Source organism: Candidatus Seongchinamella marina (assembly GCF_026262685.1).
GTDB lineage: Bacteria > Pseudomonadota > Gammaproteobacteria > Pseudomonadales > Halieaceae > Halioglobus > Halioglobus marinus.
In genome coordinates this window covers 189,566-208,870 of record NZ_SHNP01000002.1, presented here as the reverse complement: position 1 = coordinate 208,870, position 19,305 = coordinate 189,566, and the positions used below count along the sequence as shown (strand labels likewise).

Annotated in this window: 19 protein-coding genes and 1 tRNA gene; 2 read left to right on the top strand and 18 right to left on the bottom strand. The window is 53.8% G+C overall.

Going from position 1 to position 19,305, the window contains the following annotated elements; genetic code table 11:
- Positions 1 to 47 precede the first annotated feature (47 nt).
- The 16 genes from clpX to EYC87_RS05905 all read right to left on the bottom strand — a co-directional run bounded on the left by clpX (position 48) and on the right by EYC87_RS05905 (position 13,687).
- Positions 48 to 1,346, bottom strand: a complete 1,299-nt coding sequence (clpX, locus tag EYC87_RS05980; protein ID WP_279252084.1) for an ATP-dependent Clp protease ATP-binding subunit ClpX — start codon at positions 1,344 to 1,346, stop codon at positions 48 to 50.
- A 111-nt stretch (positions 1,347 to 1,457) separates the two neighbouring features.
- Entirely contained in the window at positions 1,458 to 2,099 is a 642-nt protein-coding gene (clpP, locus tag EYC87_RS05975) for an ATP-dependent Clp endopeptidase proteolytic subunit ClpP (RefSeq protein ID WP_007228041.1), read from the bottom strand.
- A 73-nt stretch (positions 2,100 to 2,172) separates the two neighbouring features.
- On the bottom strand, positions 2,173 to 3,498 hold the full coding sequence (gene tig / locus EYC87_RS05970) for a trigger factor (RefSeq protein WP_279252083.1): 1,326 nt from the start codon (positions 3,496 to 3,498) through the stop codon (positions 2,173 to 2,175).
- A 93-nt stretch (positions 3,499 to 3,591) separates the two neighbouring features.
- A tRNA-Leu gene (locus EYC87_RS05965) sits at positions 3,592 to 3,676 on the bottom strand.
- Between the two features lie 153 nt (positions 3,677 to 3,829).
- Positions 3,830 to 5,128 carry a hypothetical protein gene (locus tag EYC87_RS05960; protein ID WP_279252082.1) on the bottom strand — a complete coding sequence of 433 codons (1,299 nt, stop codon included), beginning with the start codon at positions 5,126 to 5,128 and terminating at the stop codon, positions 3,830 to 3,832.
- 310 nt (positions 5,129 to 5,438) lie between these two features.
- Positions 5,439 to 5,792: a PilZ domain-containing protein gene (locus EYC87_RS05955; protein WP_279252081.1), complete on the bottom strand. Its 354-nt coding sequence runs from the start codon at positions 5,790 to 5,792 to the stop codon at positions 5,439 to 5,441.
- A 17-nt stretch (positions 5,793 to 5,809) separates the two neighbouring features.
- The gene (holB, locus tag EYC87_RS05950) at positions 5,810 to 6,784 is read right to left on the bottom strand and encodes a DNA polymerase III subunit delta' (RefSeq protein WP_279252080.1); all 975 of its coding nucleotides are present in this window, start codon (positions 6,782 to 6,784) and stop codon (positions 5,810 to 5,812) included.
- 14 nt (positions 6,785 to 6,798) lie between these two features.
- Positions 6,799 to 7,446 (bottom strand): dTMP kinase, encoded by a 648-nt coding sequence (tmk, locus tag EYC87_RS05945; protein ID WP_279252079.1) that lies wholly within the window; start codon positions 7,444 to 7,446, stop codon positions 6,799 to 6,801.
- 8 nt (positions 7,447 to 7,454) lie between these two features.
- On the bottom strand, positions 7,455 to 8,489 hold the full coding sequence (gene mltG, locus EYC87_RS05940; RefSeq protein WP_279252078.1) for an endolytic transglycosylase MltG: 1,035 nt from the start codon (positions 8,487 to 8,489) through the stop codon (positions 7,455 to 7,457).
- Positions 8,483 to 9,319 carry an aminodeoxychorismate lyase gene (gene pabC / locus EYC87_RS05935; RefSeq protein WP_279252077.1) on the bottom strand — a complete coding sequence of 279 codons (837 nt, stop codon included), beginning with the start codon at positions 9,317 to 9,319 and terminating at the stop codon, positions 8,483 to 8,485. The genes mltG and pabC overlap by 7 nt, the downstream gene beginning before the upstream one ends.
- Positions 9,320 to 9,330: 11 nt before the next feature.
- A complete protein-coding gene (fabF, locus tag EYC87_RS05930; protein ID WP_279252076.1) occupies positions 9,331 to 10,572 on the bottom strand; it encodes a beta-ketoacyl-ACP synthase II in 1,242 nt (413 codons plus the stop codon).
- A 95-nt stretch (positions 10,573 to 10,667) separates the two neighbouring features.
- Entirely contained in the window at positions 10,668 to 10,904 is a 237-nt protein-coding gene (gene acpP, locus EYC87_RS05925; protein ID WP_279252075.1) for an acyl carrier protein, read from the bottom strand.
- Between the two features lie 144 nt (positions 10,905 to 11,048).
- A complete protein-coding gene (gene fabG, locus EYC87_RS05920; protein ID WP_279252074.1) occupies positions 11,049 to 11,792 on the bottom strand; it encodes a 3-oxoacyl-ACP reductase FabG in 744 nt (247 codons plus the stop codon).
- Positions 11,793 to 11,818: 26 nt separating this feature from the next.
- On the bottom strand, positions 11,819 to 12,754 hold the full coding sequence (fabD, locus tag EYC87_RS05915) for an ACP S-malonyltransferase (RefSeq protein WP_279252073.1): 936 nt from the start codon (positions 12,752 to 12,754) through the stop codon (positions 11,819 to 11,821).
- A 208-nt stretch (positions 12,755 to 12,962) separates the two neighbouring features.
- Complete coding sequence (rpmF, locus tag EYC87_RS05910) at positions 12,963 to 13,145, bottom strand: 50S ribosomal protein L32 (protein WP_007229330.1); 183 nt, start codon at positions 13,143 to 13,145, stop codon at positions 12,963 to 12,965.
- Positions 13,146 to 13,159: 14 nt separating this feature from the next.
- Complete coding sequence (locus EYC87_RS05905; RefSeq protein ID WP_279252072.1) at positions 13,160 to 13,687, bottom strand: YceD family protein; 528 nt, start codon at positions 13,685 to 13,687, stop codon at positions 13,160 to 13,162.
- Between the two features lie 96 nt (positions 13,688 to 13,783).
- Here EYC87_RS05905 and EYC87_RS05900 point away from each other — a divergent pair, with 96 nt between their 5' ends.
- The gene (locus EYC87_RS05900) at positions 13,784 to 14,365 is read left to right on the top strand and encodes a Maf family protein (protein WP_279252071.1); all 582 of its coding nucleotides are present in this window, start codon (positions 13,784 to 13,786) and stop codon (positions 14,363 to 14,365) included.
- A gap of 24 nt (positions 14,366 to 14,389) precedes the next feature.
- Here EYC87_RS05900 and EYC87_RS05895 read toward each other — a convergent pair whose 3' ends face one another.
- A complete protein-coding gene (locus tag EYC87_RS05895) occupies positions 14,390 to 15,034 on the bottom strand; it encodes an HAD family hydrolase (RefSeq protein WP_279252070.1) in 645 nt (214 codons plus the stop codon).
- 4 nt (positions 15,035 to 15,038) lie between these two features.
- Complete coding sequence (rluC, locus tag EYC87_RS05890; RefSeq protein ID WP_279252069.1) at positions 15,039 to 15,995, bottom strand: 23S rRNA pseudouridine(955/2504/2580) synthase RluC; 957 nt, start codon at positions 15,993 to 15,995, stop codon at positions 15,039 to 15,041.
- Positions 15,996 to 16,530: 535 nt separating this feature from the next.
- On the opposite strand from rluC, the gene rne reads away from it, so the two are divergent.
- The gene (gene rne, locus EYC87_RS05885) at positions 16,531 to 19,293 is read left to right on the top strand and encodes a ribonuclease E (protein ID WP_279252068.1); all 2,763 of its coding nucleotides are present in this window, start codon (positions 16,531 to 16,533) and stop codon (positions 19,291 to 19,293) included.
- The last annotated feature ends 12 nt before the right edge of the window (positions 19,294 to 19,305 follow it).

Genomic DNA, 19,305 nt, shown 5'->3' with positions numbered 1-19,305 from the left:
CGCCCTGGCAGATAAACCTGCGCCCACCAGAAGTGGACGCGGACTAACTATTCTTCAGTGGAGGCGGTGCGAACCGCAGGTTCACTGCTCTGATAAACCAGCAAGGGTTCAGAATCGCCCCGAATGACTGACTCATCGATAACCACTTTACTCACATCATCCCGCGAGGGAATATTGTACATGGAGTCCAGCAATATGCCCTCGAGAATAGATCGCAAACCGCGAGCACCGGTTTTTCGTTCCATGGCTTTTTCAGCCACAGCGTGCAGACCGTCTTCCCTGAAGTCGACTTCCACTCCTTCCATCTCAAACAACTTGCTGTATTGCTTGGTCAGCGAATTTTTAGGCTCTGTAAGAATCTGTACCAGCGCTTCTGCGTCCAGCTCTTCAAGCGTCGCAATGACGGGCAGACGCCCGACAAACTCTGGGATCAGACCATACTGCACCAAATCCTCTGGCTCGAGTTCGAACAGAAGCTCGCCTATGTTGCTGGTCTCGTCCTTGCTCTTGACCTCGGCACCAAAGCCAATGCCGCCTTTTTCTGAGCGGTTGCGAATCACCTTGTCCAAGCCGGCAAATGCACCGCCGCAGATAAACAGGATATTGGATGTATCAACTTGCAGGAACTCCTGCTGGGGGTGCTTTCGCCCGCCTTGAGGAGGCACAGAGGCCACGGTACCTTCAATAAGCTTCAACAGTGCTTGTTGAACTCCCTCTCCTGAAACATCTCGAGTGATGGAGGGGTTGTCTGACTTGCGAGATATCTTGTCAATTTCGTCGATGTAAACGATGCCCACCTGAGCCTTCTCTACATCGTAGTCGCACTTCTGCAACAGTTTTTGAATGATATTTTCCACGTCCTCGCCCACATACCCAGCCTCAGTGAGGGTGGTGGCGTCAGCGATCGTAAATGGCACATCCAGCAGACGGGCGAGCGTTTCGGCCAGCAGCGTTTTACCGGACCCGGTCGGGCCGACCAGCAGGATGTTACTTTTGCCCAATTCCACCTCTTCCCCGCGGGTCTGGCTTTGGGCGTGACGCAGGCGTTTGTAGTGGTTATACACCGCCACTGACAATACCTTTTTGGCTCTTTTCTGACCGATCACATACTCATCGAGTATGCCGTTGATTTCCTGAGGTACCGGGAGGTGGTCCTGAGGGGTGTCGCCCGCGCTCTCCTGCACCTCTTCGCGAATAATGTCATTACACAAGTCGACACATTCATCGCAAATAAACACCGAGGGACCAGCGATCAGTTTGCGCACTTCATGCTGGCTTTTGCCACAGAAGGAGCAGTACAACAGCTTACCGCCGTCATCGCCGGAATTGGTGGTTTCGTCACTCATTAAGCCGCCTTACGCAAAATTAGCTGAATTGGCATCATCGTAGACCCTAAGATGATGTTTTTTCCGGTGTTTTGCAAGTCCCAGAGGAAGCGAAAAGCAGGATTAGTCAGGCTATTGCCCGGCACCGCCCCTGCTTGTCACAACTTCGTCCACCAAACCATAAGCCGTGCTCTCCTCGGCATTCATGAAACGATCGCGCTCAGTGTCCCGCTCGATGACTTCGAGGGGCTGTCCGGTATGCTCAGCCATTAACTGGTTAAGCTTCTCGCGAATGATCAGAATTTCCTTGGCTTGAATTTCGATATCAGTAGCCTGGCCCTGCGCCCCACCCGAGGGTTGGTGAATCATGGTGCGCGCATTGGGTAAACAATAACGCTTACCCTTGGCGCCGCCACACAGCAGGAATGCACCCATAGACGCAGCCTGACCAAGACACATAGTGCTCACGTCCGGCTTGATAAACTGCATTGTGTCGTAGATAGACAAACCAGCAGTGACACTGCCGCCGGGTGAATTGATATACAGATGGATATCCTTGTCAGGATTCTCCGACTCAAGAAACAGTAGCTGGGCCACGATCAGGTTGGCCATATGATCTTCAACCTGGCCTACAACGAAGATCACGCGCTCTTTCAGCAGTCGAGAGTAGATATCGTAGGAACGCTCCCCTCGAGAGGTTTGCTCCACGACCATAGGCACAAGGCCGAGGTTGTCAATGGTTTGAGAATTGCGCCCGTCTGGCTGATATGGCATAGCGTACAGTCCCTAAATAATGATTATGCGTTTATTGGCGACGCGCAGTGCGCCGCCATCGGGAGTGGTACTATCAGGCCTCTTCCTGACCTGCAGGGGCGATTGCCTCCTGATAACTGCACTCCTTCTCCGCTATCTTGGCACTCTCGAGGAGTTTTTCAACCACCTGGTCCTCAAGAACCTTAGATTCTACGGACGCAAGCTGGTCTTGGTTGGAGTAGTACCAGGCAACGACCTCTTCCGGCTCCTGATAGGTAGAAGCCATTTCCTCAATGGTGGAGCGTACTTTGTCGCCGTCCGCTTGCAGTTCGAACTTGCCAATCAACTCAGCAAGAACTAATCCCAGCTTGACCCGCTTCTGAGCGTTTTCGGTAAACATGTCATCAGGCAGCAGCGATTTAAGGTCCATGTCTTGACCGCCGGCGCCACCAAATTGCTGGAACATCTGGTTGCGCAGAGCATCCACTTCCTGAGCGATGAGCGCGCGAGGAATTTCTACACCTTCATGAGCATCTACTACGGCATCCATGACCTGCTGTTTCACTTTGGCGTCGATCGCATTCTTTAACTCGCGAGTCATGTTCTCTGCAACTTCCTTACGAAACTGCTCTTCACCGCCCTCTTCAACGCCATACTGCGAGAACAGCTCTTCATTCAGTTCTGCGGGTACCATCTCTTCAACGGCATTCACGGTCACTTTAAACTCGACCGCTGCGCCCTGCAGGTCCTCGCTTTGGTAGTCTTCCGGAAACGTCAGCGCGAGCGTTACTTCTTCGCCAGCTTTGGCACCAACAACACCGTCTTCGAAGCCAGGAATCATGCGCCCTGAACCCAATTCAAGCTCGGAACCCTCAGCGCTTCCACCTTCAAACGCTTCACCCTCTCGAGTGCCGGCAAAATCAATATTAACCTTGTCGCCATCAATCGCAGCACGTTCTACAGCATTCCAGTTGCCCTGCTGCTTGCGGAACACTTCGATAATGTTATCTACGTCTTCTTCAGTCACTTCAGCGACTGGTTTTTCAACATTGAACTCCACCATTTCAGTGACTTCAACGTCAGGAAATACCTCAAACGTCGCGACGTATTCCAGGTCTTTGCCGGCGTCCAGAGACTTGGGCTCGATGCTGGGTTGGCCAGCGGGACGGAGCTTTTCCTGAATGACTGCCTCTTGGAAAGACTGACTCATAACCTCGCCCAGAACTTCCTGACGTACGCCCGGGCCGAAGCGCTGGCGCATTATCTTCATGGGCACCTTGCCGGGACGGAAGCCGGGGATGCGAACATCCTTTGTTGCCTTTTTCAGTCGGTCGTCAACTGCACCATCAACTCGTGCAGCGGGTACGCCAACGGTCAAGCGACGCTCCAGTCCAGAAGTCGTCTCAATAGAAACCTGCATGGTATTTCCTCATCAATAACCGGGTGTGCAACACCCTCGGTGCTGCACTTTGCTTTTTGTCGGATCGATGGGACATCGAAACCGCTCAGAATATGGTGCGGAAGGAGAGACTCGAACTCTCACGCCTTGCGGCACTGGTACCTAAAACCAGCGCGTATACCAATTTCGCCACTCCCGCATGTATGTTCCCTCCTACCCAGTAGCTAGAATTAGCTGGAGCTTTTTACACCTAACCAATTGATTGTTTGGGAGTATATAAGCCCTGCAAGCCGTACTTGGAGGTTCCATAAGGGCGCAGATTCTGCCACAAAGGACAGCGTGGTTCAACTGCTCAACGACGAGGTAATGCCAATAATAAAACCAGAGGCTGCATGGGATCGGATGAGCACAGCTGAAAGGGCCTTCCGCGTGGCAAAAACGCTGCTTCTTCAGCCTCCAGACGCAGACTATCGAGTGTCATGCACCCCTCTATGAGCATGAGCAACTGATAACAGGGCGCAGCATCCAAAGCCATCGAGCCACCAGCAGAAATAGTCACCCTCCGAACCTCAAAGTCAGCAAAGTCCACAATACGCTCAACGGTGATTCCGGTCTCTGACTGCAGCAACTGAAACGCTTTATCTTCCTGCGAAGTTAACCGCATTTGCCGCACGGCAGCGACGGTATCCCAGTGGCCTTGAGTGAGCACTTTTTGCGCAAAAGACAGAATCTGACGCTCATAAACCGGAGTTTGGAATTCAATGGTCCGCACGCCGTGCTGCAGGGAGTGAGGCATAAGCAATGGAACCACTACAACATCACCAACCTGCAGGGGACGCATATTGGTGAAATCATTCATGACCTGGCGACACAGCTGCTCTTGCTCTTCAAGCTCAGAAGGTGCGGCCTGCCCCTCAGGCAGCTCATCAATCTGCCGCCTCACCCGCTCATAGTCCTGAACAGCCGCAAGGTAATCGCGCCGAAAAGCCTCGTCACCGTCAGACTCGGCCAAACGATCGAGGTCGAAGCCATAACGAATACCTCCGATGCCATCAGGCCAGGCCTCCGGATCGATATGCGTCACTACATAGACTTCACGCTTCTCTTCATGCAGCTCAAAATATAAATCTCCAATCACTTCCTGAGGCACTGGATCCAGGATTTTCAGCAACACCAGCGGCTCAGCAGGAGGCCCTGCGAATGCACCCGGCGCTGCAGCCTGCACCCAAGGGATGGGGCAACTGTACTGACCATCGGTGAAACAACAGACGCCCCGCTCCTCCACACCGGTAAACCAGACCTCTTGACCCCAGGGCTTGGGAATACGCGCGGGTTCCAGGCCCAGTGCCCGCCCCGACTCAAAGACCGCAAACTGATTGAGAGTGGCCCACTCGCAAAATTGACTGCAAGCAGCGACCTCGGGCGGCGCTGGTGTTTTATCGGTGACAGAACACAGCAGCCTCTCACCGTTGCGGCAGTAGATCGCCTGCAATGGCAGGGCCGCGCTGTCTTCCAGCCACCACTGCTGCAACTCGAAATCGACTAGCAGGATGGCTTCGGCTGGCGCGTCTTCCAACCACCGACTAAGCACCGCAGCGGGTTCACCGGCGAGACGGGTCACCGTTAAGGTGGTTTGTGAGGAATTGGACAAGGGCCCCGCGCTCCTGTGATCTATAACTAGCCATAATTAAAATGACTATGGTTATTCCCAAATATGTTAAAAACGAGCCATTCTGCTGTGGAAAATTACCGGATTTGAGCGATACTAGATATGTGACTGCCTATGCCCTAGTTTAGTCGGGCGGTTACGGGAGCATATCCAATGCTTCTTTAAAGGAAGTAGTTCCTTTAAGTTTCACTCCTAATGGTCTTATTGGGTCCCTTTCGGGGCCCATTTTTTTATCTTTAAATACTACATAACAGAGACTTAAAGAGTATTTCAAGAAATTAACTTAAGAGTGCTACATGGTATGGGTTGGCCGATCAGACCCTAGCGAACCCGCCAGGTGATTTTCAATCTTAGCGTTGGCCGCCGCATCTTGCTCGCTGAACTGGACGCCAATACCTGCCGTACGATTTCCCTGCGCACCCCTTGGTGTCACCCAAACGACTTTGCCGGCAATGGGGACTTTCTCGGCCTCGTCCATCAAGGTCAGCAACATAAAGACTTCGTCGCCAAGCGCGTACGCTTTATTGGTAGGCACGAAAAGCCCGCCGTTTTCTAAAAATGGCATGTAGGCAGAGTACAGCACGGCTTTGTCTTTAATAGTCAGTGACAATATACCGTTGCGGCTGTTTTGCCTGGTGTCGTTCATAGCCCAACCTCCCCTGATTATGGCCCAATACTACCACCCGCGAGAGGCCGGCCCAACACGGATTGCAGCTTTTCCAATAAAACTTCTGTCAGCAACTGCCGGTTAGGGTTTGCCCCGCCCCGAACGGCCCGCTGAATTTTACCGACTTCATCTAAAAACTCGTATAAGCAACGCCCCGTCTGGCCATTGAGATTTTCTTTGTCCAGAGCCTTGATTGAGCCACGCGCCGTTCTCGCCATTTGCTCAAGCGCCTCGTCCATCGGCGCCTCTGCCAGCATAGTCGCTGCCTGGTTAGCACTAAGCTTGCCTGCTGCCAAACCACGACAAGCCGCCCTTATCGCAATCAGCTTTTCCCCGTCTGCACGCTGGTACATAGCCTCAGCCAGCATCGGCATTCCGTCAGCCAGGTCCAGCAAACGCGCACTCTCATCGCTGTCGCCAGTGGCCTGGTCCAACCAAGCCCTGCTGCTATCTAGACTCGGCGCTGGCACCTTGATGAGTTGACACCGTGAGCGAACAGTTGCAGGCAATCCGTGTAATTGGTCACACACCAATATCAGGAATGTTCCGGGGGAAGGCTCTTCTAATGACTTGAGCAAACCATTTGCCGCGTTAGTATTCATCGCATCCGCTGGAGCCAGAACGACAATCTTACGGTCACCAAAGCTTGCGGTTTTAGTGGTGAAAGTAACGACTTCCCTTACCTGATCAATTTTTATTGCCCGGCTTTTTTCCTCTGGCTGCAGCCAGCGAAAATCGCCATGACTTCCTGCAGCGCTCATTTCACAGGAATGACACTTGCCGCAATTCAACCCCCCATTGGGAGCGGTACAAAGCAGTAAGCGCGCCAGGGCGAGAGCAAGCCTGGATTTGCCACTGCCTGGCAGACCTGCAAGCACCAGAGCATGGGGCAGATTGCCGTCAGCCAACTGCTGATTAAAACGCGCCCACGTCGTTCCCTGCCAGGGCAAAGGGGCACTGATTGCAGGCAAGCCGCTAAGCTCCATCACCGGCGCCGCACCCCCCAGCAAGTTGCAAGTTCCGCACAGATTTCCTGCAACTGTTGTTCAACCTCTACCAGCTCTTTTGAGGCATCAACCACTCGGTAGCGCCCACTGCTTTCGCTGGCTAGTTGCAGGTAGGATGCACGAACACGTTCAAAAAAAGCAGTCTGCTCCAATTCGAAACGATCCAGTTCTCCCCGCTCCCGGGCTCGGGACATGCCTACCCCTACCGGCGCATCCAGCAGCAATGTGTAATCGGGGCGTAGTTCTCCCTGAACCAGTTGCTCCAGTTCACGAATCATAGCCACAGCCAAGCCTCTACCTCCACCCTGGTACGCGTAAGTAGCATCGGTAAAACGATCGCAAAGCACCCACCGTCCGTTGGCAAGAGCTGGTTCAACCACTTGCTCAAGGTGTTGTGCTCGCGCCGCAAAGATCAGCAACAATTCAGCACCGGAGGCCATGCTTTCTTGTCGCGGGCGCAGCAAAAGCTCGCGAATATCTTCGCCCAGCGCGGTGCCGCCAGGCTCCCGGGTAACCAGCAGGTCAATCCCCAGGTCTGTTAAATGCTGTTGCATGTAAGCCATGTTGGTTGACTTACCAACACCTTCACCGCCTTCAACGGTGATAAACAATCCACGTGATTCCATTGACTCCCTTATTGTTTTGCTGGACTGGAGCGATAGTCCTGTCTGCGTTGAAGCTGGTATTTACGCACGGCTGCCTGATGTTCAGCAAGGCTCTCACTAAAATAATGGCCACCATCGCCCTTGGCTACAAAATACAGACTTGCACCCTCGTTAGGGTGCAGTGCTGCATGTATAGCAGCCCTCCCCGGCAGCGCAATCGGGGTGGGGGGTAACCCCTTGTGGCGATAAGTGTTGTAAACGTTATTGTCATCCCTGAGATGCTCGCGCCGAAGGTTGCCATCAAAAGTATCTCCCAGCCCATAAATCACAGTCGGGTCGGTTTGTAAGCGCATGCCTTTACTCATTCGCCTCACAAAAACACCAGCGATTTCTTCCCGCTCGGCCGGTTGGCCGGTTTCTCGTTCGACAATACTGGCCATTATCAGTGCTTCATAGGCGTTTTTATAAGGAAGCTCTTGTTCCCTGCCCTGCCATTCTTCCTCGAGGATGACCGTCATGGCTGCGTGTGCCCGGGATAAAACATCCCAGTCAGAAGCACCTCGCTCGAATTGATAACTGTCAGGAAAAAATAAACCTTCGGCACTGGCGCGAGAGCGAGTCAGCGTCTTGATCTTCTCATCGTCAACGCCTGAGAGTTCATGTTCCAACTCAGCATTTTGCGCCAATATCTGCAGCGCTTTGACCACCGTAATGCCCTCTGGCAACGTCACTTGGTAACGAATTACCTTTCCTTGCTGCAATAGCCGCAACAAAGCCACAGGGGTTGTACCTGTTGGAACAAGGTACTCACCACGTTTGATTTGTTGATCAAGTCCAGTCCAGCGGCCGTAGCGACTCAACATCCAGCCGTTTTGGTAAATACCGTCTGCCTCCAGTTTGGCAACGACTGAACGCAGGGTTTGACCGGAGCCAATCTCCAGGTGATATCCCTCGGCGTCTATCTTGAGCGGCTGCTGCCACTGATGCTGCAAATATTTCGCTGTGGATGCGAAAAGTACAACCACTACTACTATCGTGAGGACTGCCATGACCCTCTTCAGCATGCCATGGCGTCCACGTAACGTTGGTGCAAGGCCTCACACATCGAAAAATTCGTCCACGATCTATCCCCAAGACTCGCTACGGCCTGCAGGCCGCGAATACTGTTGCAGCAAATAACCGCATCAGCTTCTAATAATTGCTCGGGGCTGATGTGCGCCTGCTCTACAGCAACCCCCAGCGCGGGTGCAAGTTGTTCAAGCACGAGTCGCCTGCGTGTTCCGGCAATGCCGCAGGTTTCCAAAGAGGGGGTGAGGAGGCGACCAGATTCAAGCAAAAACAGATTCCCTGCAGACAGCGAACAAACGTTGCCCTGCTGATCGAGCACAACAGCATCGTCCCAGTGAGAATCCCGGGCCTGATTTGCCACCAGTACTTGCTCCAGCCGATTCAGGTGTTTGATTCCCGCTAAATGAGGCTGACTTGACCAACGCAGGTCTGCCCAACCCAGATGCAGTGGTGCTGCCTGTTGGCTTCTATCCGCCGCCAATCCGGCAGCTGTAATGACTATACGTGGCATCGCTTCAAGAGGCGCTGCGTAGCCCCTGGGAGCACTACCGCGCGTGAGCGTGAGGCGCATGGCAGCCCAATCCAGGTCACTAAGCCTGGCAGCGCTGTGACTCAATTGAGCCTTGGCCGCGTCAATACAATCGGGAAAGGAGAGCAGGTCAACTCCCGCCGCCAGACGTTCCATATGAAGAGGCAGGAAAAGCGGCACGCCCTGGCGCACCAGCAAGGTTTCGAAAAGGCCGTCACCGAAGTCCAGGCCGCGATCGGGAAGCGGCAGCGCCTGAGCGGGTTCGCCATCTACCCAGATCAATGGACTTGAGCTCACCCCGCCACCATTTAGTCTAGTTTGCTAAATAACAAAGACCCATTAGTGCCGCCGAATCCAAAGGAATTGGAAAGTACACTATGAATCTCACGTTCCTGGGCGCTATGTGGCACGTAGTTCAGGTTGGCCCCTTCGTCCGGATGGTCAAGATTAATCGTTGGCGGGCAAACCTGATCCCGGATGGCCAGCACTGAAAATATCGCTTCAACTGCTCCAGCAGCGCCCAGCAGGTGCCCGATCATTGACTTTGTTGAACTGACGGCCACTTGGTCCGAAGCTGAACCGAGCACAGTTTCAACCGCTCTGCTTTCCGCCACGTCACCCGCAGGCGTCGATGTGCCGTGAGCATTGATGTAATTGATTTTGTCGACCGCAACACCGGCATCTCGAACCGCGTTGGCCATAGACGCGGCAGCGCCTCGACCGTCTTCCGGTGGCAATGTCATATGATAAGCGTCGCCACTCATGCCAAAGCCGGCCAGCTCTGCATATATCGTCGCGCCGCGCGCTTTCGCCGACTCATACTCTTCCAGCATGATCACTCCGGCGCCATCACCGAGGACAAAACCGTCTCGATCTTTATCCCAGGGTCGAGAGGCCGCCTGGGGATCGTCATTGCGCGTGGACAAAGCCCGGGCTGCGGCAAACCCACCCAGCCCTACAGGAGTCGTGGCCATCTCAGCACCACCGACCAGCATGGCATCGGCATCACCTAAAGCGATCATGCGCGCGCCCAGGCCGATGTTGTGAGTTCCTGTCGTACAAGCTGTAACGACGGCAATGTTTGGCCCCTGCAGATTGTATTTCACAGACAGGTTGCCCGAAATCATATTGATAATGGAGCCTGGAACAAAAAACGGAGAAATGCGACGGGGACCCGACTTATTAACTATTTCGGTGTTTTTTTCGATCTGGCCTATACCACCTATGCCAGAGCCTATTGCACAACCTATTCGCGCCGCGTTCTCCTCTGTAACTTCATAGCCACTGTCTTCAAATGCCTGAATACCGGCCGCCATGCCATACTGGACAAAAACGTCCATTTTGCGTGCGTCCTTAGGCGCCAAATATGCGCTGATATCGAAATCACGCACGCTGGCGCTGAACCGGGTGCTGTAAGCGGAAACATCAAACGCGTCAATGGGAGCTGCGCCACTTTTTCCTGCAAGAATGTTCCCCCAGGTTTCAGTGACCGTATGGCCCACCGGACTGACAATACCCAGCCCTGTCACAACGACTCTTCTGCCAATCAACTTAGCATCTCCTCTATCGTGAGTTTACAGGTAGCATAAAAAAGAAAAGCCGCTCTATCAAAAATAGAAACGGCTTTTCGAGAGAGCTTGGTGTATCAGGCGAGGTTTGCGTTGATATAGTCGATCGCCAGCCTAACAGTGGTAATCTTCTCCGCTTCCTCATCGGGGATTTCAGTTTCGAATTCCTCTTCGAGTGCCATTACTAGCTCTACAGTGTCCAGAGAGTCCGCACCCAGGTCTTCGACGAAAGAAGCCTCGGTCTGCACTTCTTCTTCTTTTACGCCAAGCTGTTCTGCGACGATCTTCTTAACGCGTTCTTCGATGCTGCTCATGATTATTCGTATCTCCTGAGATTTAGTGCTTTTTCAAACCCGTTTTTACGGCCTGATGCGGCATTTTACTCTGTTTTGTCCAAGAGTAATAAATATTTTTTTACGCTATGTTTCAACTACGGGGTTCGCGGGCTATTCAACCAGCTAAGCCATGTACATACCACCGTTAATATGAAGGGTTTCACCGGTAATATAGCCAGCCATGTCGCTGCACAGGAAGCCCACCAGCGCAGCGATCTCTTCCGGCTGGCCCAGTCGACCAAGCGGAATCTGGCCCAGCATCAGGTTGCGCTGGTCATCGGTCAACTCGCGGGTCATATCGGTATCAATAAAACCGGGTGCGATACTGTTGACAGTCACGGAACGGGAGCCGAGCTCACGTGCCAGGGCCCTCGAAAAGCCTTCAGCGCCAGCCTTGGTCGCAGCGTAGTTGCTCTGGCCCATGTTGCCCATGGAGCCCACGACTGAGGTGATATTGACAATTCGGCCCCATCGGGCTTTGGTCATCCCACGCAGGCAAGCCTTGCTTACCCTATAAAGCGCGTTGAGATTGGTATCAATAACATCGCCCCATTCATCCTCTTTCATTCGCATGAGAATGTTATCGCGGGTGATGCCGGCATTATTGATTAGGATCAGGGGGGCAGCGTACTGCTCGGCTATCGCCTTTAGCACCTCTTTAACGCTTTCGCTGTCGGCCACATCCAACTTCATACCGCAGCCTTCATTGCCCGAACCCTTCAGGTAGGCACTGATATTCTCTGCCCCACCGTCGCTGGTGGCAGTGCCAATGACGACATAACCATCAGCTGCTAATTGCTCTGCAATGGCCTTACCTATGCCTCGGCTCGCTCCTGTAACCAGCGCCACTTTGTTATCTTCATTCATCGACTATCTCCGTGTATCTAGCGGGCTTAGCCCAATTCTTGTCGCGCCGCCATCAAGGAGTCTGGCTCCTCCAGTGAAAAACTGGACAGCGATTTATCAATTCTACGATTTAAACCACTGAGCACTTTACCTGGCCCGCACTCAACGACATTGGTCACCCCGGCAGCAACGATAGCCTGCACGCAACGGGTCCATTGCACGGGACTGTATATCTGCTGTACCAACAATGCGCGTATCTTCTCCGGGTCGCTCTCTGCCTGGGCATGAACATTATGGATAACAGGGACCTGCGGGGGAACAATGGTAATGTTGGCCATAGCGGCTGCCAGCTGCTCGCCTGCCGGCTTCATTAATTCGGTATGGAAAGGCGCGCTCACTGGCAGTGGCAGAGCTCGCTTTGCGCCAGCCTCCTTAAGCTCTGCTATCGCACTCTCTACTGCGGCCGTATGACCGGCGATGACCACTTGCCCTGGAGAATTAAAATTGACCGCAGCCACAATCCCTTCGCTTGCCTCGCAAATATTGTTAATCGCCTCGTCATCCAGACCAATGATCGCCGCCATGGCGCCCTCGCCCACAGGCACGGCGGTCTGCATGAACTGACCACGACTTCGAACCAGTTTTACGGCGTCAGCAAAATCCAGTGAGCCTGCACAGACCAGCGCAGTAAACTCACCCAGGCTATGGCCAGCCATTACCTCAGGCTGCCTACCTCCCTGCTCCTGCCACGCCCGCCATAGGGCCACTGAAGAGGAGAGCAGCACCGGCTGCGTGGTCTCCGTGAGATTAAGTGCATCCTGTTCACCATTTTGAATCAGATCCCATACGTCGTATCCGAGCGCATCTGACGCCTCGACGTAGGTTTCTCTGACGCCGGCGAAGCGCTCATGCGCTGCAGCCAGCATCCCAACTTGTTGTGAACCCTGGCCGGGAAAGACAAATGCGTTATCGTATTCTGACATGGCTTCTTCCTGGATGATCTATAGCATTCATTTTAGGGTTTCCTGCCGATCTGCCAACCAACTAATTAGAGAGCGAAGCAAACAGTAGGGAGAGTTTTCGGGGGCTAGAAATGTTGACAGCGCTCCTATTGGAAGCGCTGTCAGGGCGGCGGAGGCCATAGCCACCGCTGAAGTTACAAACGGTACTGATGACCGCCTGAACCGATTTTTAGTCGTCGGAGCCAGTGTCTACGACTTTCTTGCCGCGGTAAAAGCCGTCAGCGCTCACATGGTGGCGCAAGTGGGTTTCTCCGGAAGTCTGGTCTACTGACAACGTGGATCCTGACAGTGCATCGTGTGAACGACGCATTCCGCGACGAGAGCGGGTCTTCTTACTTTTCTGAACAGCCATGGTTAACTCCTGATTTACTTATCCGTTTTTAACTGTGCCAGTACGTCGAAGGGGTTGGGTTTCTGATCACCCTCGCCCTCTTCAGGACCCGGCCCGGTATATTCGGACAATATCTGTTTACAATCTTCTGTGTCGTGGTAACTGAATGGAGGCAGTGCGAGTATTAGCTCATCCTCTACCAGTTCCCACAAATTACAACTCTCTTCCGGCACTATCAGCGCGTCTAGATGCCGAGGAAGGTGCTTGGCTTGTTCGTCTGTCAAGACGACGCCCAAGCTGTTATCACCGGTCATGCTCAACGGCATGGCTTGCAAGCAGCGCTGGCAAATTACCGAGATTTTCGCCTCGAACTCTACTGCGACTACCGCCCGATTTTCCTCGTCACGAGAAAACGCCAAGCCGGCCATGATCTCACCCGTATCATTGGCCAACAAGGCCATAAAACGGGGCAAATCGACGGGCTTTAACGCTCCGCTGATACTCACTCCACGCGCCGCTGCCTTGCGGACATCCAGCGTGTTGGGGAGGGGCTCAGTCAACATAGGCGCGCACTATAGTGACGCAACCCCCCTTTGTCAAAAAAAATTCTATAAAATACAAGCAGTTCTCTCACTTATTCACACCAAGTAGGCCCACTAATGGATCTGATTCTCGCCTCCACATCCCCTTATCGACGACAATTGCTGGAAAGGCTACAAATTCCATTTCGCTGCGAGTCACCAAACGTGGATGAAACTGCACATCCGGGTGAGTCGCCAGCGGCACTGGCCCAGCGTCTGGCCACAGCTAAAGCCCTTGATATTGCCAGCACTAATCCCGGTGCTTTCGTTATTGGCAGCGATCAGGTTGCGAGCCTCGCTGGCAGCTGTATTGGCAAGCCCGGTTCTCATGCAGCAGCGAGCAAGCAACTTCACGATAGTGCCGGGCAACGGGTAGACTTCTATACCGGCCTGTCGCTTATTAACCTGTCCATCGACTATCACGAAACTCTGATAGAGCGCTTCAGTGTGGTTTTTCGAGAACTCGAATCTTTGGAAATAGAAACCTATCTGCAAAAAGAAAAGCCCTATGACTGTGCAGGGAGCTTTAAATGCGAAGGCCTGGGTATTGCTCTATTTGAGAAAATGATCGGAGATGATCCAACCACTCTCGTCGGCCTGCCCCTGATCGCCACCTGCAGACTGCTGAAGGCAGCCGGAGCGCCTGTTCTTGAGCACTAGAATCCGGACGCCGCTGATTATCGCTTACCGACCTGCGAGTTCGGGTAGTTCCAGCAGTTGCGGCAGTGAGTCGACGATCGCCACCGGCTTATGGACTGCCAGGCGCTCAATGCTGTGAACGCCAAAACTCACCCCCACCGAAGAGATGCCCGCATTAACCGCCATTTCCAGGTCATATTCAGTATCGCCAATCATCAGGGCACGCTCTGGGGAGATACTTCTCTCTAATAGAAGCTCGTTGAGCATCAGGGGATCAGGTTTGGACGTCGTTTCATCCGCACATCGCGTCGCGTCAAACATGTCCTCCATACCCATTACTCGCAGAACCCTATCAAGGCCTCTGCGGCTTTTACCTGTCGCCACGGCAAGTTCAAAACCTCGCCCCCTTAACTCGTTCAGGGTTTCTAATGCACCGGGGAACATGGCAGGAGGCGCTTCCTCATTGGCCACATAGTGGCTGGAATACCCGCTGATAAGCTGCTCAAGCTCGGCAGGCGGCACCTCGGGGAACAACACCTCCATCGCCCGGTGCAGGCTTAGCCCAATAATATTGGCAGCCTCTGCCTCACTGGGAACAGGAAGGCCCATCTCGCGCGCCACGCCCTGAACCGAGCGTACGATCTGCGCGACCGAGTCACATAAGGTGCCATCCCAGTCGAATATAATCATTTAATTACAACCATTTACGTAATTTATCTAATGCCATTTCAAGATCTTTATCGAGAGGCGCCTCGAGCTCCATACGCCCCACATCAGGCAACTTAAAACGCAGTGCCCGGGCGTGTAAAAACAGTCGCTTTAGACCGATCTGTTCACACAAAGCCTCGCCTTTAGGAGAGCCGTATTTACTATCTCCCAACAGCGGGAAGCCAGCGTGCAATGCGTGTACCCGTATTTGATGAGTGCGGCCTGTCACAGGTTTCGCCTCGACCAAAGTCGCACCTTTAAAGCGCTCAACGACAGTAAAGTCAGTAATTGAACGCTTGCCCTCCTTCGCCACCCTGACCATACGCTCGCCAGACTGCAGCACATTTTTTTGCAAGGGGGCGTCCACCCGCACTTTACTGCGCGGCCATTTGCCCGCCACCAGAGCCAGGTAGCGCTTATCAACATGGTCTTCTCTTAACTGACGATGCAGTTCGCGTAGGATAGCTGGCTTGCGGGCAACCATGATTAAGCCAGAAGTATCCCGGTCGAGTCGATGCACTAACTCCAGGTAGCGATCCTCCGAACGAATTTGGCGCAAACTCTCAATCATGCCGAAATTAAGACCACTACCACCGTGCACTGCCAGCCCAGACGGTTTGTCTACCACCAGCAGGCCACCGTCCTCATAAATAACACGCTGCTTGAGTTGCTCGGACCAATAGCGAGGAATGGTTGGCGGATCTGATGGCGCCGGGGTTCGGAGCGGAGGAATTCGAACCAGATCTCCTGTGACCAGGCGGTAATCTGCTTTAACCCTACCCTTATTGACCCGGATCTCGCCCTTACGCAAGGCGCGATAGAGGCGTGTCCGGGGAACGCCCTTCAATTCGCGGGTAAGGAAATTATCCAGCCGCTGGCCGGAGGAGTTTTCGTCCACGGTGAGGTGGCGTACTACGGGCCTGGATTGTTCGCTTTCTGACATAACTCACGGAATTCGTTTAATTTTCCAGCAATAGCTGATATAGTCCTGCGCGTGTGATCGAACCCGCCCGTGGACTTACCGGTGCCGGTGAACAATCAAACACCCTGGCGATGTTTGGGCCTGCCGAAGAATGTGCAGGTACCGTCAGACAGAATCACACAACGGATGTCGACGCGAGGATCAACAGCCGGGCAATGCCCGATCATACCCCGCAAAATCGACGATTACTAAAACCGAGCAGTAAAGACTGCCGGGACACAGAATCAGATTACACAGCGTTGTCGATAGCCCCAGGTGCTGCGACACTAACAAAAAGGCGGAACGAGTACCATTCATTCCCCACCCGACGCTGATACGACCATCGATAAGACGGTAGTGTAAATAGAATACCTGGATGCCGGGAGTGGCATTCAAACCCAGTGCCTATAAGGCACCTGCACGCAAGTAGCGTGTTTAAACAGACCTCTCCCAAAGGCCATTAGGCCTGCACACTGATTCCTGCCCCGCCAGCCTGCTCTAAAAAGGCTTAGGCAACATGAAGAAAATGCTAATCAACGCAACTCAACCCGAAGAGTTGCGCGTCGCACTGGTTGATGGCCAGCGACTCTACGACCTGGACATTGAAAATCGTACCCGCGTCCAGAAAAAATCAAACATCTACAAAGCTAAAATCACTCGAGTGGAACCCTCCCTGGAAGCCGCTTTTGTAGACTTCGGCGCCGACCGACACGGTTTCCTGCCTCTTAAAGAAATTGGCCGCGAATACTTTTATCGCAAGTCGGACGGCGAAGGCCGGATGAAGATAAAGGACGTGGTTAAGGAAGGGACTGAAATCATTGTTCAGGTTGACAAGGAAGAGCGTGGCAACAAGGGCGCTGCCCTGACCACGTTTATCTCCCTGGCCGGCCGATACATGGTCCTGATGCCCAACAACCCTCGCGCTGGCGGAATCTCTCGCCGCATCGATGGTGACGATCGCTCGGAACTGCGAGAAGCCCTCTCTGCACTGGAAATCCCCAACGGCATGGGCGTTATTATCCGCACTGCCGGCGTAGGGCGATCCTCTGAGGAATTACAATGGGACCTTAATTACCTGTTGCAGCTTTGGGAGAAAATCACCGAAGCCAACAATGAATCCAAGCCTGCCACTCTGTTGTTTCAGGAAAGCAATGTCATTATTCGCGCCATTCGAGACTATCTGCGCGACGATATCGACCAGGTACTGATCGACTCCCCCGAGGCTTACCAACAGGCAGATGACTTCATCAGCCAGGTTATGCCCCAATTTAAGAGCAAACTGCGTGTCTACGAAGACAGCATCCCCATGTTCAATCGCTTCCAGATAGAGAGCCAGATAGAGACGGCATTTCAACGTGAAGTACGCCTTCCTTCCGGCGGCTCTATTGTGATTGACCCAACAGAGGCACTGGTCTCCATCGACATCAACTCTGCCCGAGCGACCAAAGGCAAGGATATTGAGGAAACAGCCCTCAAAACCAACCTGGAAGCCGCGGACGAGGTTGCCAGACAACTGCGCTTACGCGATATGGGCGGCCTGATTGTTATTGATTTCATCGACATGTTAGCCGCAAAAAGCCAGCGCCAGGTTGAAAACCGGATGCGTGACGCTCTGAACATCGATCGTGCACGAGTGCAGGTTGGGCGAATCTCTCGCTTTGGCTTGCTGGAAATGTCCAGGCAGCGCTTGCGTCCGTCACTGGGCGAAACCAGCGCCAAGGTCTGTCCACGCTGCACCGGGCAGGGCACTATTCGTGACACCAAGTCGCTGGCATTATCTATTCTGCGATTGTTAGAAGAGGAAGCCATCAAGGAGCGCAGTGCCGAAATTCGCGCCATTGTTCCCGTAGATGTGGCTGCCTACCTGCTCAACGAAAAGCGCACCGCGCTTGGTGAAATTGAGCGCGACGCCAAAGTACGCGTGCTGGTTGTTCCCAATCCCAATTTGGAAACGCCCCACTTTGAAGTACAGCGTCTACGCGATGATGAAATCGATGGCGATCAGGAAATCAGCTACAAAATTGAGGTCGCCGAGCCTGATGTAGAGTCTATCTCCGACACTCACACTGCCGCTATCCCGCAGCAGGAAGCAGCTGTTCAGGGTGTGGTGCCGAAAGCGCCCTCCCCTCAGACCGCGAAGGAGTCGACCACTGCCAAGCCAGAACAAAAAGGCAAGCAGCATTCGGGCAAAAGTACCGCGGAGAAGTCGCAACCTGGTTTGGTCGCTCGCTTCTTTGGGAAACTCTTCGGTGCCGCTGAAGAGAAACAACCGAAAGAGGAAGAGAGCAAGCCGAAGAGTAAGCAATCCGGCCAGAAATCCTCTCAGGGCAACCGCAATAATCGCAACCGGAATCGCAACCGACGCGGCCAGGGTCAACAGGCTCGGGGCGAGCGCCAGGATGATAAGCGTAACCAGCAGCAGAGCCAGTCACGCACCGGCGGTTCAGGCGAACAACAGAAACGCAGGGACAGCGAGAAAGAGCGCAGCCAGAGTGGCAACAACCGCAACCGTCGTCGCAATAACAAAGATGGCCAGCGCCGCAACCAGGATATAGCGCCAGAGGCGGCCAACGACAGCAAAAAGGCCGGAGGTGCTCAAGAGCAAGAGCAACGCGAAGGCCAACCTCGCAAGCGCCCATCAGATATGAAGCGCAGCGAACCACAGCGTCGGCGTCGCAACCGTAGCCGCAAGCCTGCCGAGGGCCAGGAAAACATGCCAACGGAAGCCGCAGTCGACACTGTAGCTGACGCTCCCGAAGCAGAGGTTGTCGCAGCCAAAACAGAAGATTCACCCAAACCCGCAATGGCAGCGCAAACACCTGCACCGGTAGAAACGCCAGACACTGCTGAGCCCGTGGCTGAAGTTGTAGCCGCCCCAGAGGTGGACGCCAAAGCTGTTCAAGCCGAGCGAGCAACAGAAGCAGAGGTCGTCGCGATTTCAGAACCGGAAGTTGCAGCGTCTGAAGTGTCTGCCCCTGAGGTTGCAGTTCCAGTTGAAGAGCCCCAGGCAGAAGCAACAATTGCCGAAGCTCCAACACCAGTCGCAGAGGAACCCGCTATTGCAACGGGGATCAATGAAGAAGGGCGAGCGATTAATGATCCAAGAGTAGAGGCACGACCCGTTGCCTCTGTTGAGATCTCCACCGCCCAAGTTGCACTGTTCAAAGATGAAGTAGCGCCCGCTGCGGAACATAGCGGCCGTGCAGCACCTCGCGCCAGCAATGATCCGCGCGGCCCTCTGCCTTCTGTGCAGGTGGCAGAGGCGGCATCGGGCAACTAAAAGTACTGAAAT